The following is an 18,213-nucleotide window of genomic DNA, read 5'->3' as shown; positions in this document are numbered from 1 at the left end:
TTATCCGATGGCCGGCACGCGCGCAACGCGCATCCCCGCGGGGGCTGGGGATCGCCGCGCAAGGCGCGCGCCAGGATCGTCGGCGGTCAGTCTAAGTTGCGGACCTTGGCCGAGCCGCCCAGGCTGATCGCGGGCTTCGCCGCCGCCCCGGCGAGGCTCACCTTCTTCTGGCCGGGCGGGGTCTTGGCGCGCAGCTGCGGCGCGGCCTCCGGCACGGGCCGGGACGGCTTCAGGTGTGCCTGGCCGTGGATCACGGAGCCGATCTCGCCGGCGACCCGGATCAGGTCGTCGCGCTCGCAGGACCGGGCGACCTTCAGGCCGAGCTTGTGCATGTGGCTCTTGCCATACAGGTAAGTGGCGAGCTGCGCGCGCTGCAGCGGCGGGATCTCCTCCAGGATCAGCGGCAGGTCGAATTCGTCGGCGCGGTACACGGAGCCCAGGACCTCGAGGCTCACCGGGCAATCGACTTCGGGCTCGGCGCCGCTGGTCGGATGCGACTGGGTCATGGTTGCCTCTCGGGACTCGAAGGATTGGGGTGGACGGATGCCCCGGAGCCGGGGTCGAGTTCAACCCCCGTCGGCACGGCGAGGTCCGCGACCCGGTCGGAGCTTGGTTCGGGGGGCGATTCGGCCGCGGGTCGCCACGCACCCAGGCATCCGGTGCAGACCGATTCGATCACCGCCCGGGCATGGGCCTGACGGCGTGCCCACACGGCTTCGCGGGCCGCGCGTGCGGCTTCGGCATCGGACAGGGGGCGGATGCGGATGAAGAGCGGCTCCTGGGCCAGGCAGGGTCCCGAAGCCAGGACCAGCATTCCCAGTGTCGCGACGATGCGGCGGCCGTGGCCGCGCGCGGACCTGTGAAGCCGTCGCGCGGCGTCCGGCATGCATCCCTCCCGGCGGAACTCGTCACCCTACCTCCCGCCGCAGGGTAAACCGCACGTTAACCATGCCGACTTTCCGGCACGGACTGGTGACGCGAATGCGTGGCTCCCAAGCGGATCTCTACGTCGGCTCTGATATCGCGTCGAGCCGCTGCGCGGCTCGGGTCACCGCCCGGTCGAAGCCACGGCACGGTCGAGCGGAACCGACACCGGGCCCGGTTCGTCGGCGCCCGCGAGATCCTGCGTGGACCGGCGCTGCTCCTGGGCGCGGCCGAGCCAGAGACTGTTCACGAGCCAGACCATGGACAGCGGGATCGCGGCCCCGGCGATGCCGATGCTGCCGAAGCCGAGCCCCTGGATCCCGGTGAACGACCATGCGCCGACCTGGTCGCCGAGCCGATAGACCACCGTGTCGATGAAGCTCTTGGCCTTGTAGCGGTCCTCCCGCGGGACGACCGTGAACAGGACTTCCCGGACCGGGCGCGCAATCGCGAAGTTGCCCGCCCGACGCAGAACCTGAAACGCGACGATCACGCCGATCGTCGGCCACAGGGCGAGTGCCGCGAAGCCGAGGATGCTGAAGGCCGGGAGGATGGCGAGGGTCAGGGCGATGCCGATCCGGTTCACGATCCGACCGGTGAGGAACAATTGGACGCCCAGCGTCAGCACGTTCACCGCGAGGTCGACGCTGGCGAAGAACGCGGTCTGCGCGCCACGATCCGGAAAGCTGCGCTTCGCGATGCCGGCCTGCTCGAAATACAGGAACGTCGACGTCACCGAGAACAGCAGCAGGAACAGGGAGATGTTGAGCAGGTAGGGCGACGCGAAGGTCCGGGTCACGCCGGCCAGCACGCTGCCGCCGATCGTCCGGTCCTGCCCGTCGCCCGCGCCCTGCGTCGATCCGGGCATCTCGTGCAGGCGCGTCGCGTGCGCCGCCAGGCCGCGCATGCAGAACACCGCGACTTCGAGGAGCACGACGGCACCGAGCATCAGGCCCCAGGTCGGGACGTTCTTGGCCAGGAGCGCGGTGGTGGCCGAGCCCGCGATGGCGCCGAGCGTCGCGCCGGCCGCGATGAAGCCGAACAGCCGCCGGCCCTGCGCATTGGAGAACACGTCGACGATCGTCGCCCAGAAGATCGACACCACGAACAGGTTGAAGATCGACAGCCAGACGAAGAACACCCGCCCGATCCATACGCCCCAGTCCGGCGGTGCCAGGTACAGCGTCAGCGCGAAGGCGAGGATATTGGCCGCGAAGAAGCGGTAGGTGATCGGCACGAACCGGGCCCGCGGCATCCGCTTCACCAGGTAGGCGAAGGGCAGGTTCAGGGCGAGCATGCCCACCAGGGTCGCGGTGAACAGCCAGGGCAGGTTCTCGATACCGCCAGCGACCCCCATCTGGTCGCGGATCGGGCGGAGGACGTAGTAGGCGGCCAGGATCGAGAAGATGTAGGCCCAGGCCCAGGCGAGCGCCCTGCCCTCCCCGGGCTGGATGTCGATCAGGCGCGCGAGCGGCCCGCGGGCCGCGGCTGGCTCAGCCATGGGGCGATCTCACCGGCAAGGTCGTCCCCGTCACGCCGCTGCGGCCCCGGCGGTTCACTTGGCGACGCCGAGCTTCTCGCGCAGCTCCGGGGCGGTGAGTTCATGACCGAAGCCGGGGGAGCCCATGGCGAACCGGTCGGCCTCCTTGAGCGGACCGACCACCACCGGGTCGAAGCCGGCATCGCGGACCAGACCCTCGGCGACCTTCAGCGCCTCCGGGTCGTCCCCGGCGATCGGGATCGCCATCCGGCCGCCGGCGCGGGCCTTGCCGCCGTCGGCGCTTTCCTTGGCGAAGACCTTATAGTTCGCCGCATTGAACGCCCGGACCAGCTTCGCGCCCGGGAAGTACTTGGCGGAGGTGGTACCGATGCCGTTCGCCTGGACCTCGTCGTAGAGCGCCCCGTCGCGCCGCTGGGTGGCGTTGCCGGCGTCGAGCACGATCTTGCCGGACAGGGCCGGCCCGATCTCCTTGGCGAGATCCGGATAGGCCTTGTAGGGGACCGCGATGAACACCGCGTCCCCGAACTTGATCGCCTCCTCGGGGGTGCCGGCCTTCGCCTTGGGGCCGAGTTCCGAGACCATGGACGCGAGAGTCTCCGGGTGACGCGAGGCGAACATCACCTCGTGCCCGTCCTTGACCCACAGGGTCCCGATGGTGCCGCCGATATTGCCAGCGCCGATCACGCCGATCCGGATCTTCTTCGCCCCGTCCTGCGCCTGGACCGGGATGGCGGAAACCGCCAGCGACAGGCCAGCCGCCAGGGCGAGCGCCGCGCGGCGCGTGACTCGATCAGACCGCATCGATGAAGCTCTCCATCTGCTTGCGTTGTGCCGGACCCGGGAGTGCCCCCCGGGCGGCGCCGAGATTGTCCGCGACGTAGCTGGCCTTCGCCATGCCCGGGATCGGGCAGGTCACGGCCGGGTTGCCGAGGACGTATTTGAGGAAGAATTGCGGCCAGCTCGCACAGCCGAGGTCCTTCGCCACCGGCGGCAGATCCTTGCCCTGCACCGCCTTGAACAGGCGGTCGCGGCCGAAGGGCACGTTGGTCATCACCGCCATGCCCCTCTCGGCGGCGAGCGGGATCACGCGCTCGGCGGCGGCCCGGTTGTCGATGGCGTAATTCACCTGGATGAAGTCGAGGGTCTCCCGCTTCATCACGGCCTCCAGCGCCTCGAGCTGGTTGTCACGCCAGACGGTGACACCGACGTAGCGGATCCGCTTCTGGCTCTTGAGGTCGCGCAGCAATGCGAGGTTGTCGGCCACGTCGATCAGGTTGTGGACGGCGACGAGATCGAGCGTCTCGACCTTCATCCGCGTCAACGACCGTTCGAACTCCGCGCGGGTCGCCTCGTGCCCGGTCGTGTCGACCTTGCTGGCCAGGAAGATCTTCTGGCGCAGGCCCGGCTCCGACAGGATGGCGCCGAGCACGTCCTCTGCCGTGCCGTAGCTCGGAGCGGTGTCGATCACCGTGCCGCCGAGGGTCACGAAGCTCCGCACCGCCTCCCTGAGGGGCGCGACGTTGTCGGGTGTCGGCTCGACCTCATAGCGGCGGGAGGTGCCGATCCCGATCGCCGGCAGCATCTCTCCGCTGGACGGGATCGGCCGGCGGATCAGCGGTTCGGCGGCCTGGGCGAAGCGGCTCGCCAGCGGGGCGAGCGCGGCCGCGGCGACGACGGCGCGACGGGATACGGGCATGGCCGGCCTCCGACGGGGTCAGGACACCGACTCACATAGGGCGCCGCCGGCCCAAGTGTATTCGTTATTCTCACGCTTGCGCGAGCGCGTCCGGACGAGAGGTCGCGCTAATCCTCCTCGGGCGGATCCTCGAACGCGGCACCTTCCGTGTCTGGGGCGATGCGGAACCGGTACTCGTCGATGGCCAGGAAGGCCCGGTGCGCCACCTGCGGATCGATGCCGTCGCGCACCACGAGGGTCTGGAAATCGATGAACAAGCGGGCGATGCGCGCCTCGTCCGACAGGGCAGCGAGCGCCGACGAGCTGGCGCCGGCGCGCATCATGTAGCGTCGCGCCTCACCGGCAGCGTCGGGCGCGGCCAGGACGACGACCTGCCCGGCGGTCTCGGGCTTCAGCTCCGCCCAGCGGATGGGCGTCCAGGCGATGATGGCCTCGATAAGCTTCATCGAAAGCTCCGGCGGGTGGGGAGACCCGCCTAACGGCCGCGCGCCGGCGCGTCGAGGCGTCCGTTGCGTCGATCAGTGCGCCGGCTCCACCTGACCGCGAATCTCGCCCTTCGGGTTGGCCGCGGTGTGGAGGTTGAAATAGAGCTTGCCGGCTTCGAGATCCGCGGCCTTGGCGTCGTCCAGGGTCGCCTCGCCGGAGAACGGGCTGGTGGTGGCCGTCACCGGTACGAGCACGCCGGCATTCTCGCCGGCCTTGGCCGGTCCGTGGAAGTGGGCTGCGGTCACCGGACCGGTGAGGCCGCTATACGTCCCGGTCCAGCTCAGGCGCTTGGTCGCCGGGTCGTAGGTCGCCGAAACCGCCCCGGTGCCCGTCGACGGGGTCGCCGGCACTTCGCTGCCCCCGCTGAGGGCCGCGCGGTAGGCCGCCCCGGCCGCCGCGAAGGCCGGCGCGGCGACGAGCGGGATGGCGAAAGCGAGCAGGGCGGCGAGCGGGGAGATGGCGCGACGGGTCATTGAACGCTCCGGTCTAGCCGGCCCCGACAGGGACCGTTCGGCCGACATAGGGGCGCGGGCACGGTCGAACATGCGTGCCGTGCCGCTGGCCTCCCGCCCCGCATGACAACCTCGCGCGTCCGTCGCGCCCGAGACCATCGCGAAACGGCGCGCATGACCGTTGACACTATGCGCCCGGCCTCCCTATACCGCCGCCGTCGCACGCGTCGCCCTCCGGGGCGCAGGCGGCTTGGGGCGGGGTAGCTCAGCTGGTTAGAGCAGAGGAATCATAATCCTTGTGTCGGGGGTTCAAATCCCTCCCTCGCTACCAACTTCAATAAAAGCTTTGCTGCGAAGCCCTGGCCAGGACGCCGGGGCTTTTTCGTTATCGGAGCGGATACGGGGCGTCGGGCTCCGGGTCCCAGGCCAGGTTGGCTTCACGGATGCGGCCCACGGCCACGCAGGGGGTTGTCCACAGGCCCCTCGTGTTTGGCCCGTGCGATGGGCCCGACCATGCCTTGCCGCGGGTCGAAGTCCCGCGGTGACACTGGAACGGACGGTGTCCCTCACAAACCGCAGACCGCCATACCCGCCACGCCTACCCATCGCTGACCTCGCTCCCCGGAACGCCGTGCCCAACGACGGCCGAAGATCCCACGGGTGAGCCTGGCGCGGCGGACGTCCGCGGCCCTCGTCCTTCAAGGGCTTCGGGACGAGGAAGAGGCCGCATTTCGCCGCCGCCACGCCTGCGCGACATCCTCGCCGGTCTCGCATTGGAGACCAAGCTGATCCGCCTGCGGCGGCAGCTTCAAGCCAAAGGTTGGGAGACGCAGCCGCGCGCGCCGGCGGGACAGCCAAAGGGTGGCGAATGGGTGCAGGGCCCCAGCGGAGGCCGGTGGGCCTCTCTCCAAGAGGATAGACCCGGCGGGCCTTCCCCTCAGGATCCGCCCGCGCTCGCGGACGGCACGACGCTCGAGGATGGGACGCGCGTCCTCTCGATCCGAATACATGCGGGGCGCCAACCCTTCGACGAACAGCATACGGTTATTGCTCCGGACGGTGAGAGCCGGATCTTCGAGACATCTGGCGAAACCCAGACGATTCGAGATGGCCATACGGGGGAAGTCCTGTCGCGGACCACGTTCACGCCGACAGGCCTCGTCGCTGAGCCGATTGTTCAACCTGCCCTTGTCCCTGCTCTACCGCTGATCGCAGCCCCCATCATCGCAACCTTCGAGCTTGGGTTGCAGCTCCTGACGTATCTCTCTGCCCGGGAGGACGCGTACGGCACCGTTCTCGGGCTCACAGCGCAAGAATATAAAAGCGGGGACGATCCGGAAAAGGATATGCCGATCTGGATTGGCCAACTCAGCCAAGCACAATTGGACGAAGCTTGTCCAAGAAATGGGGAAGTGCAGGCGATCGTCGACGAAGTCACTGCGCGTGTGACAGCGCAAGGCGGGTACGCAAATGCGACGCAGCTGGGTACAAAGATTCATGTTGAGATTGCGCATACGATTTAGGAGAAGAAAGATCCAAACTTTGTCGCCGAACTCATTCTCGCCAAGCGCAATGAAGATGGAACATTCATACTATCTGGTAGTAAGAGGTCCGATATATTCGCAAGGCCTCGTATCGACACCGCATGTATTTACGATCCAAAAATTGGACGGAAGGGTTTGACCCGTCGTCAAGCCGTCGATTCGGTCATAGCGGCAAAGGCGAATTCCCCGACGTCGTGCGATTTATCATGATACAAGTGAGGCCCAGGAAATGGCGACATTGAGACTTGCAGCGGCGCAGCAAATTCGAGAATTATCTGCCCCGCTACTGGATCGAAATCAGGATGTTATTCTGACAGGCGGAAAATTTCTTTGTCTTCAAAGTGTTGGTCACATCGCCAGGCAGATCCGGATCGATAATAGACCAAACCGTGGATACTTCCTGCTCGAATGGAGACTAACAGAGTTGTATATTCGTGGGGATAAATTCGGTTTTGGAGGCTATGGTCGATCGATCGGTTTGATTGGTCGATCCCGTCGGTTCAAACCAGCTGGGCAAGACGGCGTCTGGGATTGGGACGACCCGATGATTCGTGACGATTTCGTGGAGCAAATTGAAACCGAAGTTCTACCCTTTCTCCGATCCTTAGACTCGATCGAGAAAATTGTAACTTTTATCTTATCTCAGGAAATAAGAGGTTACAGCTTTCGCAAGGATCATATTTGGATGTGTTTCACGCATGCAGCGCTTGGCGAGTTGGCAACCGCAAGAACGCATTGGGATTTAATTACCCCGAGCTTTAAGGAACGACACGAAAATCAAGCAGCGATCGATGGTAAACCAATGTCAGATTATTTTCGCAGCTGTCTCGCCGTGGGGGAGGTACTGAAGGGGGGCGATCACATGGCGTTGGCAAAACTGCTTTGGGAGAATGAGCGGACCGAAGCAGACCGTTTCAAGCTCGGCCGTCACTGGCAGCCGACGGCGTTTCCGTTTCAGAAAGTTGCTCCTCCAATCGCCGCCACCCCTGTCGACCCTACCGAAGGCGATGGGGACCGGAAAGGTAGGGCGATTGCTTGAAAGGAATGGATTCCGGTGTTGCGTATTGCGGGATTCTTAGGGTGCCTCGATGAGGTGACGCATGCGCTGCCAGGCACGGCACGGGTGGAGCATTCTTCGGCGACGGATGACCCGCGCCAGGGTAGGAAGGTAATCTACCTACTGCCGGGGATCGTCTTGCTGGTGTTATGCATGGCCTTGTGAGCGACCTTGGCCTCGGCCGAGCACTTCGTCGGGATCCGACGCTGGGGCTGGGAGAAGCCGGCGTTCCTGTGCACGATGCTGCCGTTCCGGCATGACATTCGTCACACCACACCCTCAAACATGTTCTGAATGCCCTGGATCCAGGCCTGCTCTTGGCGTGCTACGCGGCCAGGGTCGAAGCCTTTCGCGAAACCGAGCCCGGCATCGTCGCGATCGATGGCAAGAGGTCGCGTCGCGTCCGGGCCAAGGGCGGCCAACCGCTCCTTGTCGTCTCTGCCGGGGTCACGCGCCAGTGACTGGTGCTGGGCCAGGGGGCCGTGGGTGAGAAAGCCAGCGAGATCACGGCGATCCGGCTGCTGTTTGAGCGGGCACAGTTGACCGGCGCCTTGGTGACGATCGACGCCATGGGCACGCAGACCACCAACGCCCAAACCATTCTTGATAAGGGCGCCAACAATCTCCTTTCGCACGCGGACAACTGGCCCGTGCTCGCCGAGGACGTGCGCCTGATCTTCGACGATCCCGGACAAGCCCGCCTCGAGACCCACCAGACCATCGATCTTGACCACGGGCGCAGCGAACTCCGCCGACACGTCGTCTGCCACGACGTCGCTGGACTCACCTCCGATCGCCGCGATCCCGGCCTCAAGGCCATCGCCGTGGTCGAGGCGACGGTCGGACGCGGCGACAAGACTTCGGTCGAGCGGCGCCACTTCCTGTCCTCGCTCCCGCTGAACGCCAAGCTGTTCGCCCGCGCCGTGCGGGCGCATTGGAGTATCGAAGACCATCTCCACTGAGTGCTTGATGTCATTTCCCCTGACTATTTCATGCACTTGCGCATCGCCGACGGTCCTCACACCATGGCCATCAGCAAGCACGTGGCTATGAACCTCATCCGCACCGCGCCCGGAACCGACAGCCTCCACATCCGCAGGAAAGCTGCTGTCTGGAACCACGACTACCTCAGGGCCATCGTCGCTCAGACCGCCTGATCCCCTTCAAGCGATTGCCCTGGTCGCGCTGCGTCGACGATCACAAAACCGGAAATGCGGAGATCTCATTGGCGCGGGCAATGCAGCTCGCGGCTACCGCCATTAAGAATTACCCTTACCTAAAGCGAATCATCATCATTCAAGTGAAACCGCAAACATGAGCTCGGCTCCCCAAATCAAGAGGCTGGCCAAACCTCTGCTCCAACGGCACAATAACCTCATCATGGCCACCGGAAATATTATGGTCTATCTCCCAGTAACTCATTGGAGCCGTTATATTCGCATTCACAACAGACCAAAGAGAGGGTATTTTACAGTCGACTGGTGGGTTGATACTCGCTTCGAGCCGGGACACTATGCGTTCATCAGTCGGAGCGGAGCGTGTGCGCTAATTGGCCGATCACTTCAATACAAGCCCAAGGGCCAAACCGGGCTGTTCGAATGGAATGATCCCACCATGTCGGGCGACTTTATCGACCAAGTCGAAGCCAGGATCCTGCCAATGTTCTCCACTCTCGATACCTTGGAAAAGACGATCGTCCACCTTCGTTCACACCAGAACAACTCCTTTGCCGAGTATCCGCCTTGGAAGACGCTGATGCATGTCGCACTCGGCGAAATTCCGGCCGCGCAGGCCGAGTGGCAATCTGTGATGCACAAGTATGTGCCGCACACGACCGTTTCAGATGTTTTATGCGATTACGTCTACGACCAGTGGTGCCTGTTGACCGAACCGCTGATGGCTGGCGACCGCGCAGCGCTGGCGCGGTTGCTGCATGGCTGGGAGGCCTCGAACATTATCGGTACAAAGCTTGAACCCTATTGGCGTTCAACGTCGTTTCCCCTGGAGCACAGTGTTTAAGTTATGGTCGGCAAAATCAGCGATCATACTCGCGTGGGATCGGCCAGATACGATCAGGCTCGAGATCGCCTGCTTTGACAACAACCACGTCGAGGTATCGACCTCCCGGGGTACGGAAGACATCCACGGAGATTACGATTGACTGCTAAAAATACTGGCCGATAATCGGATGGACTAGATCGGGCAATGCGCTATCGCGGTCTTCGGCATACCATCGGCAAGACATAGCGCGCGATTGTCAAGCATCACTCCGGCCAGCGCAAAGCCGCCGCCGCCGCCAGCGTCCCGACGACGGCCGCGATGAGGGTCAATGCCGCCAGAACGGCCAGCGGCACGAGAAACGGCACCGTACCCCCCGTCGCCGCCTGGGCGGCTGAGACGCCGAAGATCAGGCTCGGGATCATCAGCGGCAGGACCAGGACCGCAAGAATCAGCCCGCCCCGCCGGATCGAAGCCGTGAGCGCCGCGCCCACCGCGCCGATAAAGCTGAGCGCCGGAGTGCCGGCGAGCAGCGTCAGCGCGGTGGCGCCCATGGCGGTGCCGTCGAGGGCGACGAGCAGGCCGAAGAGCGGGGCGGCGAGCGCCAGCGGCAGCCCGGTGGTCAGCCAATGGGCCGCGACCTTGGCGAGGACCACGCATTCGAGCGGTACCGGCGCGGCCGTCATCAGGTCGAGGGAGCCGTCCTCCTCGTCGGCCTGGAACAGCCGGTCGAGGCCGATCAGGGTCGAAAGCACCGCGGCGAGCCAGAGGATCGCCGGGCCGATCCGCGACAGCAGGTTGAGGTCGGGCCCGAGGGCGAAGGGCACCAGGGCGACGATCATCAGGAAGAAGACCAGCGACAGGGCGCCGGACCCGCCGACGCGTCCCGCGAGCCGCAGGTCCCGGCCGATGAGGGCGAGCATGGCGCGGATCACGCCCATTCCTCCGGCTCCGGGACCTCGGGCGCCGCCCCCGCCGCACAGCGCTCGATGCGCAGTTCCGCCGCCCCGGGCAGATCGAGCGTCTGGTGGGTGGCGGCGATCACCAGGCCGCCCCCGGCCCGGTGCCCATCCATCAGCGCGGCCAGGATCGCCTGCGAGCCCGCGTCCAGCGCCGCGGTCGGCTCGTCGAGCAGCCAGAGCGGGCGCGCGCAGACCAGCAGCCGGGCCAGGGCGACCCGCCGCCGCTGCCCGGCCGAGAGGTAGGCCACCGGCAGGTCGTGGGCGTGGCCGAGGCCCAGCCGCTCCAGGGCGTCGTGGGGTGTCAGGCGCGGCGCGCCGAGGAGATCCCGGGCGAACAGCAGGTTCTCCCCTGCCGTCATGGAGGACTTGAGCCCGTCGCGGTGCCCGACCGCGTGGAGGCATTCGGGCAGGCTCGCCTCGCCGACATCGGTCACGGTGATGCGACCGGCCTCGGGTCGCAGCCGGCCGGTGAGGATCGCGAGCAGGCTCGATTTGCCGGCGCCGTTCCGGCCGGTGACCGCAAGCGCGTCGCCGGGCCCGAGGGCGAAGGCGAGATTCGAGAAGATGCGGCGCCCGGAGCGGCGGCAGGCCAGATTGTCGACGCTGAGCCGCACCCGATCCTCCGACCTCTCCCCCGCCGCCGGGCGGCGACCCACACGGCGCCGCCTCCATGCCCGATTGCCGCCCGGAACGGAACCGCGCCGTCCGGTCACGCTTTCGTTCTGTGGAGGAGGATTGCCCATGGCCGAGGCAAGATATCCAAGCGAGGCGGAGATCGCCGAGACCCCGGACGCGGTGGCCGGCCGCGCCAAGGTCGAGGCGCGGATCGCCGCCTGCACGCCGGACGAGCAGGCGGCGTTCTGGGAGGCGGTCGGGCGCTGCTTCGGCGGCGGCAAGCCGCCGGAGGTGCCGGTCCAGCCCGACTGATCAGGCGCCCCGGCGCGTCAGCGCCCGCAGCGCCCCCCGGAAGGTCCGCACGTCCTGCTCGGTCAGGCTCATGCGGTGGAGCATGTCGCGCATGTTGCGTGCGATGATTTCCCGCTTCTCCGGCGGATAGAACCCGGCCGCATCGAGGGCCGTCTCCAGGCTCCCGAACAGGGCGACCAGCGCCTCCCGGGTCGCCGGCGGGGACAGCAATTCGCCGGTGAACGGCAGGATCGCCCGGCCGCTGGCCTGACGCCACGCGTAGCCGACCAGCAGCACCGCCTGGGCGAGGTTGAGCGAGGGGAAGTCCGGCGAGACCGGGAAGGTGACGATGGCGTCGGTGAGGGAGACTTCGTCGTTGGTCAGCCCGACCCGCTCGCGCCCAAACATCACCGCCGTGCGCTGGCCCGGGCGCGCCACCACTTCGGCCATGGCCTCCTCAGGGGCGAAAACCCGCTTCATTTGCCCGCGCTCGCGCGCCGTGGTGGCCAGCACGTAGCGGCAATCGGCAATCGCCTCGGCGAGGCTGCCGTAGAGGGTCGCCCCGTCGAGGACATGCGTGGCGCCGGACGCCGCCTCGCGCACGCCCTTCTTGGGCCAACCGTTCTTCGGATTGACGAGACGCAACTCCGACAGGCCGAAGTTCGCCATGGCCCGAGCCGTCATGCCGATATTCTCGGCCAGTTGCGGCTCGACCAGGATCACCGCCGGAGCAATGCCGGGGGGGATCTCGGTGACCGTCCTCGGGGTTTCGCCCGGCGCGTCGCGGCTCGTCATGCCGGCCCTCTGGCATGGCCGGCCCCGGTCCGTCGAGGGTCGGGTGACGAAGCCGCCGGGATGACAGTGCGCGCCTTCCGTCGCCGGAAGGGCCGCGCTATGTCGCGGGGCGAAAACCGCCCCAGGACTCGGCCGAGACCCCTTGGGCAGGCGACCGCACGGCGCTTGCATGCCGTGCGCCGGAACAACGCGGAAGGCATCGGTCCATGGCGAAGATCAAGGTAGCGAACCCCGTCGTCGAGCTCGACGGCGACGAGATGACTCGGATCATCTGGACCGAGATCAAAAACAAGCTCATCCATCCCTATCTCGACGTCGATCTGGAATATTACGACCTCGGCGTCGAGCACCGGGACGCCACCGGCGACAAGGTCACGGTCGATGCCGCCGAGGCGATCAAGCGCCACGGCGTCGGCGTGAAATGCGCCACCATCACCCCCGACGAGCAGCGGGTGAAGGAATTCGGCCTCAAGGAGATGTGGCGCTCGCCCAACGGCACGATCCGCAACATCCTCGGCGGCGTGATCTTCCGCGAGCCGATCATCTGCAAGAACGTGCCGCGCCTGGTGCCCGGCTGGACCCAGCCCTTCGTGATCGGCCGCCATGCCTACGGCGACCAGTACCGCGCCACCGACTTCAAGGTCCCCGGCAAGGGGCGCCTGACCATCAAGTTCGAGGGCGACGACGGCACCGTCATCGAGAAGGAGGTGTTCAAGTTCCCGGACGCCGGCGTCGCGATGTCGATGTACAACCTCGACCAGTCGATCATCGACTTCGCCCGTGCGTCGCTGAACTACGGCCTAGCGCGCAAGTACCCGGTTTACCTCTCGACCAAGAACACCATCCTCAAGGCCTATGACGGCCGGTTCAAGGACCTGTTCCAGAAGGTCTACGAGGAGGAGTTCGAGGCCAAGTTCAAGCCACTCGGGATCACCTACGAGCACCGCCTGATCGACGACATGGTCGCCTCGTGCCTCAAGTGGTCGGGCGGCTATGTCTGGGCCTGCAAGAACTACGACGGCGACGTCCAGTCGGACACCGCCGCGCAGGGCTTCGGCTCGCTCGGTCTGATGACCTCCGTGCTGATGACCCCGGACGGCCAGACCGTCGAGGCCGAGGCCGCCCACGGCACCGTGACGCGCCACTACCGCGAGCACCAGAAGGGCCGCGAGACCTCGACCAACTCGATCGCCTCGATCTTCGCCTGGACCCGCGGCCTCTCGCACCGGGCCAAGCTCGACGGCAACGACGATCTGGCGAAGTTTTCGGCCACCCTCGAGAAGGTCTGCGTCGACACCGTCGAGGCCGGGCACATGACCAAGGACCTCGCGCTGCTGGTCGGGCCGGAGCAGAAGTGGCTCTCGACCACCGGCTTCCTCGACAAGGTCGACCAGAACCTGAAATCCGCGATGGGTGCCTGACGCGGCTCTGCAGCGACACGACGGATGGCGGGCGTCCCCGGGACGTCCGCCGTTTTGCCATCCAGGACCGCCGGCGCTGCCCCCCCCCCCGCCGCCGGGCACGACCGAGCACCGTGAGAAAATCACGAGGATCCCACCCATCCCCCTCATCCTGACGCGACGGAGCGCAGCGCAGGCCTCGAAGGAGCCCTCAACCCGGCTGCGCGATCCCGGGCGCCCGCCTGAAGGCAAGCTGCAGCCGGCGCCTCAGGATCTGGGCCCGGATGGGATGGGCGCTGGCCCTGGAGCGGGCCGTGTATCGATCACGGTCTTGGCGCGTGATCGTCCCGTCGAGCCGTCTCAGGCGGCGACCAGCAGGGCCGCCCCGGCCACGCCGGACAGGACCAGTCGCAGCCGGCCGAGCCAGAGCGGGGAGAGGCCACGTCGGGGCAGATCCTGGTCGATCAGGCCCCAGGCGAGGACCAGGACGCCGAGGATGCGCAGGTCCCAGGGTGCCGGCGCCGCCAGCGCGGCCCAGGCTACCAGGGAGGGGATGATGGCGATGAGGTAATCGGCGTTGCCGGCATTGCGCGCTGCCGCGGCACCCCAGCGGATCCCGCCGAGGAACGAGGCGATGACCGCCCCGTAGGCCGAGAGGATCGTGCGCGGCGCCAGCCCGAGGCTGCTCAAGCCGCCGTCGCTGCCCGAGACCGCCAGCGCCGCAAAACCCAGGAACGGGATCAGGCCGGCCACGCCGAGCACGAGGGCCCCGATCGGGACGGTGTTCCGGCGCGCCATCCTTCCTCCGAGCAGCGGCAAGGGTCGGAGACCCGTGCGATCCGATCCCACTCAGTCGCGAGCCGGCCGGAGGGTTCCCGCATCGCCGTACCGCGGTCAAGCTCGGATTGCCCGGGACGCCGCGGCGTCGCGCCTCCCCGGACGCGTTCCCTATGACCGCCGCGGCGGGGCGGTGAAGGCGACCGGACTGGGCGCGGGAGCGCCGAGGAGCGACATCGGCGCCGTGGCGGCGGCCTTCTGGCTGGGGGGCTCGTTCACCGCCGCGTCAATCTTTCGCGGCTTGAACCCGGCCGCCAGGGTCTTCGCGCTGGCCAGATCGGCGGTGCTGAGCTTGTTCGCCACGTCGTCGCGCTTCTTGGCGGCATCGTCGTCACCTTGCGCCGCGGCGGCCGCGAACCAAGCGTAGGATTGCACCAGGTCCTGCGCGAGGCCCATTCCCCGGGCGTACAGCACGCCGAGGTTGTATTGGCTGTCGCGGACACCGAACTCGGCGCCCTGGCGGAACCAGGAGGCCGCGGAGGCGAAGTCCGGCTTCCCGTTGGCGGCCGGGTTCTCGGCGTAGAGCACGGCCAGATTGTGCATCGACCGGGCGTGGCCCTGCTCGGCGGCGCGGCCGTACCAGGCCTTGGCCTTGTCGAGGTCGCGGACCACGCCGGTCCCCTTCTCGTACTGGCCCGCGATCTTGTACTGGGCCGGGGCGTAGCCCGCCGAAGCAAGCTTCTCGAACAGCTTGGCCGCCACGGCGGGGTCGCGGGGCATGCCGCGTCCATCGCTCTCCCGGGTGGCGATGTCCCAGATCGCCGTACCATCGCCGTCGAGGGCGGCGGCTTTCACCTTGGCGAGCGCCGGCGGCAGGTTGCCGAGATCGGCCTGCAGGGTGTTCATCCCCGAGACCTGTGGCACCGGGGCCTTGGCGGTGGGCGTACGGGCGTCGGCCGGAACCGGGTTCGGCAGGGCCTGGGTGGTCGTCGGATCGGCCAGGGGCGGCTTCGCGCCCGGCGCGTCCTTCCAGGTCTCCGCCCGGGACTCCTTGGCACTCTCCTTAGAGAGCTCCTTCTGGATGTCCTTCGTGGTCTCCTTGGCGGTCTCGCCGGTCTCGGGCTTGATGGCCCCGCGCGCCGGGTCGCCGGCCGAGTCCGGGCGGACGGTCGGCGCCGGGTTCGCGGCCACGACCGGCTTCGGCTCCTCCGGATTGCGCAGGTTGATCGCCTGGAGCGCGCCCAGCGCCAGCACGATCGCCGCGAGTCCGAGCAGCAACGGCCGGCGGCGGCGATCGACTTCGCTCCGCAACCGCTCGAGGCGGCCCGGCTCGCCCGAAAGCTGCGGCGCCACCTTCGCGGCGCGCGTGTCGCGGCGCTCGGTCGGCGCCTCGGCAGCCAGCTCGGCCTGCGCGGCCTGCGCGGCCCGGCGGGCCGCCGCGATGAAGCTCGTCTTGATGTCGCTCTCGGCGCCGGGCTCGACGGTCGGGCGGGCGCGGACCGGATCGGCCGGGCGCTCCTTGCCGGACCGGCGGCCGGGGAGGCCACGGCCCGCCCGCGTCGGACGCCCGCTGCCGGGTTCGAGCAGATCGTCGGCGATCCGCGGGGTCTCGGCACCCTCCCGCCGGGCGGCCGGGCTCGTATCCGCGGCGGCGAGCGACACCTCCGGGCTCGTCGAGGACATCAGGCGCTCGCTCAGCGAGGGCGCCCGCGGGTCGACGGCCTCCACGGGGCCGAGCCGGACGAGGAGGCGTTCGAGGGCGGTCTGGACGCCCTCCAGTGTGGCGCCGAGGCGCTGATCCGACACTGCCTGCCGCGCCTGCATGTCGGCGAGGCTCGCACGTAGGAGGCCGATCTCCCCCGTCTCGGCGGCAAGACCGGACCCGCTGAGGGTCTGGGCGACGGCGTTCCGGGCAGCGCGCTCCACCGCGGCCTCGCTCGGAGCCGCTTCCCGGAGGGCGGTGACCTGCTGCAGCAGGTCGCTCATGGTGCGTTCGAGACCGACCAGCGCCGGGTCGACGCCGCGCGGCGCGTCCAGGCGGCCGGCCAGCGTCACCACCTGCTGTTCGAGGGCGTCGAGGCCCTCGTGCTCCGAGCGGGTGCCGACGTGGTCGACCTCCTCGGCGAGGGTGTGCAGCATGGCGTCGATCGAGGCCGGCTCGCCGGGATGGGCGATGTCCGCGGTGCCGGCCTGCGCGGCCCCCTCCTCCTGCGCGCAGAGGTTATCGACCTCTGCGGCCAGCATCTGAATCTGCTCGGCCAGGGCGGCCGGCGCGGCGACCGTCACGGCGCTGCGGATCTCCTCCAGCTGCGGGCGCAGATCCGCATCGCCGCGGATCCGCCGCAGCTGCGCAACCTGCGCGCTCACCGAGTCCAGGCTCTCCGCGAGGTCCTGAATCCGCTCCGGGCCGGCGAGCGCACCGGTCCGGTCACGGATCTCCTCGAGGTCCGTGAACAGCCCGGCCAGAATCCGTCCATCGGCATCGGCGGGGGCGGTCGCCGCGAGGCCGTCCAGGCGCTCGCCCAGCCGCCGGACATCCTCTTCGACGCGGGCGTGGGCGTTCTCGGCGACCTCATCGGACAGGTGCGCGACCTGGGCTCGGATCTCCTCGATCGGCTGGGCGACGGCGGTCAGATCGGCCCCGGCCCGGGCCCGCTCGATGCCGCCCGCGAGCGTGACGACGGCCTCCTCCAGGGCGCCGATGTCGCGGCTCGTGGCGAGCCGGTCGATCGCCGCGCGCAGGCGCACGATCTCGTATTGCAGCTCGGACAGAACATCGGCCGAAGCGGCCCCGTCCTCGGTGCGGACCACGAGGCGCCGGGCGAGGTCCAGGCGCATGCTCGCGACGACCCCGCCATCGGCGGCGGCACGGGTCGCGACGTCGCCCGCCACCTCCTGCGACAGCTCCCGCTGGCGCTGGCGGATGTCCTGGACCGCGCTGCGGATGTCGGCGGCGGCCGGACGCGCACGGCGGCTGGGCTGACGCGTGGCGGCGACCTGCTCGCCGAGCTGCGACATCCGGCGCTCGATGTCGCCGAGCCGCTCGGTCACCTGCTGGACCGGGGCGCCCTTGAGGGCGCGCTCGATCCGGGCCTCGATCTCGGCGAGCCGCTGCGCCTCAGCCACCTGCGACTCGCGCCGGTCCGCGTCCAAGGCCCGGTCGAGCCCGTCGAGCCGGTTCATCAGCGCGGCGATGCCGTCACCGTAGGTCTCGGCGACGGGGTAGGTCTCGGTCGCCGGCGCCGGGCGGGCGGACGGGCGATCCTCGGGGGAGACCGCGCCGTGATGGGCCACCGCCCGGTCGGCGAGCGGCTCCGACCGAATCGCGGTCTCCGGGCGGGTCACCGGCCGGTCGGGCTGCTCCGCCCGGAGGCGGCGGCGGTGCCGCCGGTTGCCCGGCGCGCCGGATTGCGGCTGCGGCACGACCGAGGCGATCCACGTCTCCAGCGGAACCCCGGCCCGGGCGGCGACGTCGCGGGCGGCGTCGAGCACTTCGGGATCGAAACTGTCGAGCTGCGGCATCGCGGTGCGGGTCATCGGGGGCCTGTGGTCGGCAGCGTTCGGCGTTCAATCCTGTGCACGGTGGCCGCGTCCCCAAATGGGTATCCGCGGAGTCCGCCTCGGATCGTTCGAGCCTGACCATTAACATTCTTGGTAAACACGAGGTTAAGGGCCTACTGACTTGGTAATCGTCTTGGCAGACAGGGCGTCGCAG

At 68.0% G+C, this 18,213-nt stretch carries 17 protein-coding genes, 1 tRNA gene and 1 pseudogene; 7 read left to right on the top strand and 12 right to left on the bottom strand.

Annotated features, from left to right (window positions below):
* Positions 1–86: 86 nt before the first annotated feature.
* From MKK69_RS05680 to MKK69_RS05650, 7 genes are all read right to left on the bottom strand, one after another.
* Positions 87–506: a hypothetical protein gene (locus MKK69_RS05680; RefSeq protein WP_243966737.1), complete on the bottom strand. Its 420-nt coding sequence runs from the start codon at positions 504–506 to the stop codon at positions 87–89.
* Positions 503–886, bottom strand: a complete 384-nt coding sequence (locus MKK69_RS05675) for a hypothetical protein (protein WP_313900832.1) — start codon at positions 884–886, stop codon at positions 503–505. Before MKK69_RS05675 ends, MKK69_RS05680 begins: the two co-directional genes overlap by 4 nt.
* A 162-nt stretch (positions 887–1,048) precedes the next feature.
* Entirely contained in the window at positions 1,049–2,425 is a 1,377-nt protein-coding gene (locus tag MKK69_RS05670) for an NTP/NDP exchange transporter (protein WP_243966735.1), read from the bottom strand.
* A gap of 54 nt (positions 2,426–2,479) precedes the next feature.
* Entirely contained in the window at positions 2,480–3,226 is a 747-nt protein-coding gene (locus MKK69_RS05665) for an NADPH-dependent F420 reductase (RefSeq protein ID WP_243966734.1), read from the bottom strand.
* Positions 3,216–4,121, bottom strand: coding sequence for an aldo/keto reductase (locus MKK69_RS05660; protein ID WP_243966733.1), 906 nt, complete (start codon positions 4,119–4,121; stop codon positions 3,216–3,218). Before MKK69_RS05660 ends, MKK69_RS05665 begins: the two co-directional genes overlap by 11 nt.
* Before the next feature lie 107 nt (positions 4,122–4,228).
* Complete coding sequence (locus tag MKK69_RS05655; protein WP_243966732.1) at positions 4,229–4,567, bottom strand: hypothetical protein; 339 nt, start codon at positions 4,565–4,567, stop codon at positions 4,229–4,231.
* 72 nt (positions 4,568–4,639) lie between these two features.
* The gene (locus MKK69_RS05650) at positions 4,640–5,080 is read right to left on the bottom strand and encodes a CHRD domain-containing protein (protein WP_243966731.1); all 441 of its coding nucleotides are present in this window, start codon (positions 5,078–5,080) and stop codon (positions 4,640–4,642) included.
* Between the two features lie 233 nt (positions 5,081–5,313).
* Here MKK69_RS05650 and MKK69_RS05645 point away from each other — a divergent pair.
* The 5 genes and pseudogenes from MKK69_RS05645 to MKK69_RS05625 all read left to right on the top strand — a co-directional run bounded on the left by MKK69_RS05645 (position 5,314) and on the right by MKK69_RS05625 (position 9,679).
* Positions 5,314–5,390, top strand: a tRNA-Met gene (locus MKK69_RS05645).
* A gap of 442 nt (positions 5,391–5,832) precedes the next feature.
* On the top strand, positions 5,833–6,582 hold the full coding sequence (locus MKK69_RS05640; protein WP_243966730.1) for a hypothetical protein: 750 nt from the start codon (positions 5,833–5,835) through the stop codon (positions 6,580–6,582).
* Positions 6,583–6,832: 250 nt separating this feature from the next.
* The gene (locus MKK69_RS05635; RefSeq protein ID WP_243966729.1) at positions 6,833–7,642 is read left to right on the top strand and encodes a hypothetical protein; all 810 of its coding nucleotides are present in this window, start codon (positions 6,833–6,835) and stop codon (positions 7,640–7,642) included.
* Between the two features lie 66 nt (positions 7,643–7,708).
* Positions 7,709–8,817, top strand: a pseudogene (locus MKK69_RS05630) (ISAs1 family transposase).
* A 223-nt stretch (positions 8,818–9,040) separates the two neighbouring features.
* Positions 9,041–9,679 carry a hypothetical protein gene (locus MKK69_RS05625; RefSeq protein ID WP_243966728.1) on the top strand — a complete coding sequence of 213 codons (639 nt, stop codon included), beginning with the start codon at positions 9,041–9,043 and terminating at the stop codon, positions 9,677–9,679.
* Between the two features lie 245 nt (positions 9,680–9,924).
* Here MKK69_RS05625 and ccmB read toward each other — a convergent pair whose 3' ends face one another.
* Both ccmB and ccmA read right to left on the bottom strand, forming a co-directional pair.
* A complete protein-coding gene (gene ccmB / locus MKK69_RS05620; protein WP_279598204.1) occupies positions 9,925–10,599 on the bottom strand; it encodes a heme exporter protein CcmB in 675 nt (224 codons plus the stop codon).
* Positions 10,590–11,234, bottom strand: coding sequence for a heme ABC exporter ATP-binding protein CcmA (gene ccmA, locus MKK69_RS05615; protein ID WP_243966727.1), 645 nt, complete (start codon positions 11,232–11,234; stop codon positions 10,590–10,592). Before ccmA ends, ccmB begins: the two co-directional genes overlap by 10 nt.
* Before the next feature lie 127 nt (positions 11,235–11,361).
* On the opposite strand from ccmA, the gene MKK69_RS05610 reads away from it, so the two are divergent.
* A complete protein-coding gene (locus MKK69_RS05610; protein ID WP_243966725.1) occupies positions 11,362–11,547 on the top strand; it encodes a hypothetical protein in 186 nt (61 codons plus the stop codon).
* On the opposite strand, the gene MKK69_RS05605 is transcribed toward MKK69_RS05610, so the two are convergent.
* Positions 11,548–12,321, bottom strand: a complete 774-nt coding sequence (locus MKK69_RS05605; protein WP_243966724.1) for an RNA methyltransferase — start codon at positions 12,319–12,321, stop codon at positions 11,548–11,550. It abuts the gene before it with no gap.
* 206 nt (positions 12,322–12,527) lie between these two features.
* On the opposite strand from MKK69_RS05605, the gene MKK69_RS05600 reads away from it, so the two are divergent.
* Complete coding sequence (locus tag MKK69_RS05600) at positions 12,528–13,742, top strand: NADP-dependent isocitrate dehydrogenase (RefSeq protein WP_243966723.1); 1,215 nt, start codon at positions 12,528–12,530, stop codon at positions 13,740–13,742.
* Between the two features lie 339 nt (positions 13,743–14,081).
* Here the strand turns inward: MKK69_RS05600 and MKK69_RS05595 are convergent, their stop codons facing one another.
* Together MKK69_RS05595 and MKK69_RS05590 are read right to left on the bottom strand one after the other, a co-directional pair.
* The gene (locus MKK69_RS05595; protein ID WP_243966722.1) at positions 14,082–14,519 is read right to left on the bottom strand and encodes a DUF3429 domain-containing protein; all 438 of its coding nucleotides are present in this window, start codon (positions 14,517–14,519) and stop codon (positions 14,082–14,084) included.
* 150 nt (positions 14,520–14,669) lie between these two features.
* Positions 14,670–18,035, bottom strand: a complete 3,366-nt coding sequence (locus MKK69_RS05590; RefSeq protein WP_243966721.1) for a hypothetical protein — start codon at positions 18,033–18,035, stop codon at positions 14,670–14,672.
* Positions 18,036–18,213 lie beyond the last annotated feature (178 nt).

This window comes from Methylobacterium sp. J-026, from assembly GCF_022829585.1.
Taxonomy (GTDB): Bacteria; Pseudomonadota; Alphaproteobacteria; order Rhizobiales; family Beijerinckiaceae; genus Methylobacterium.
Note: the sequence above shows the minus strand (reverse complement) of the source record. Positions and strands in the feature narration are given on the sequence as shown.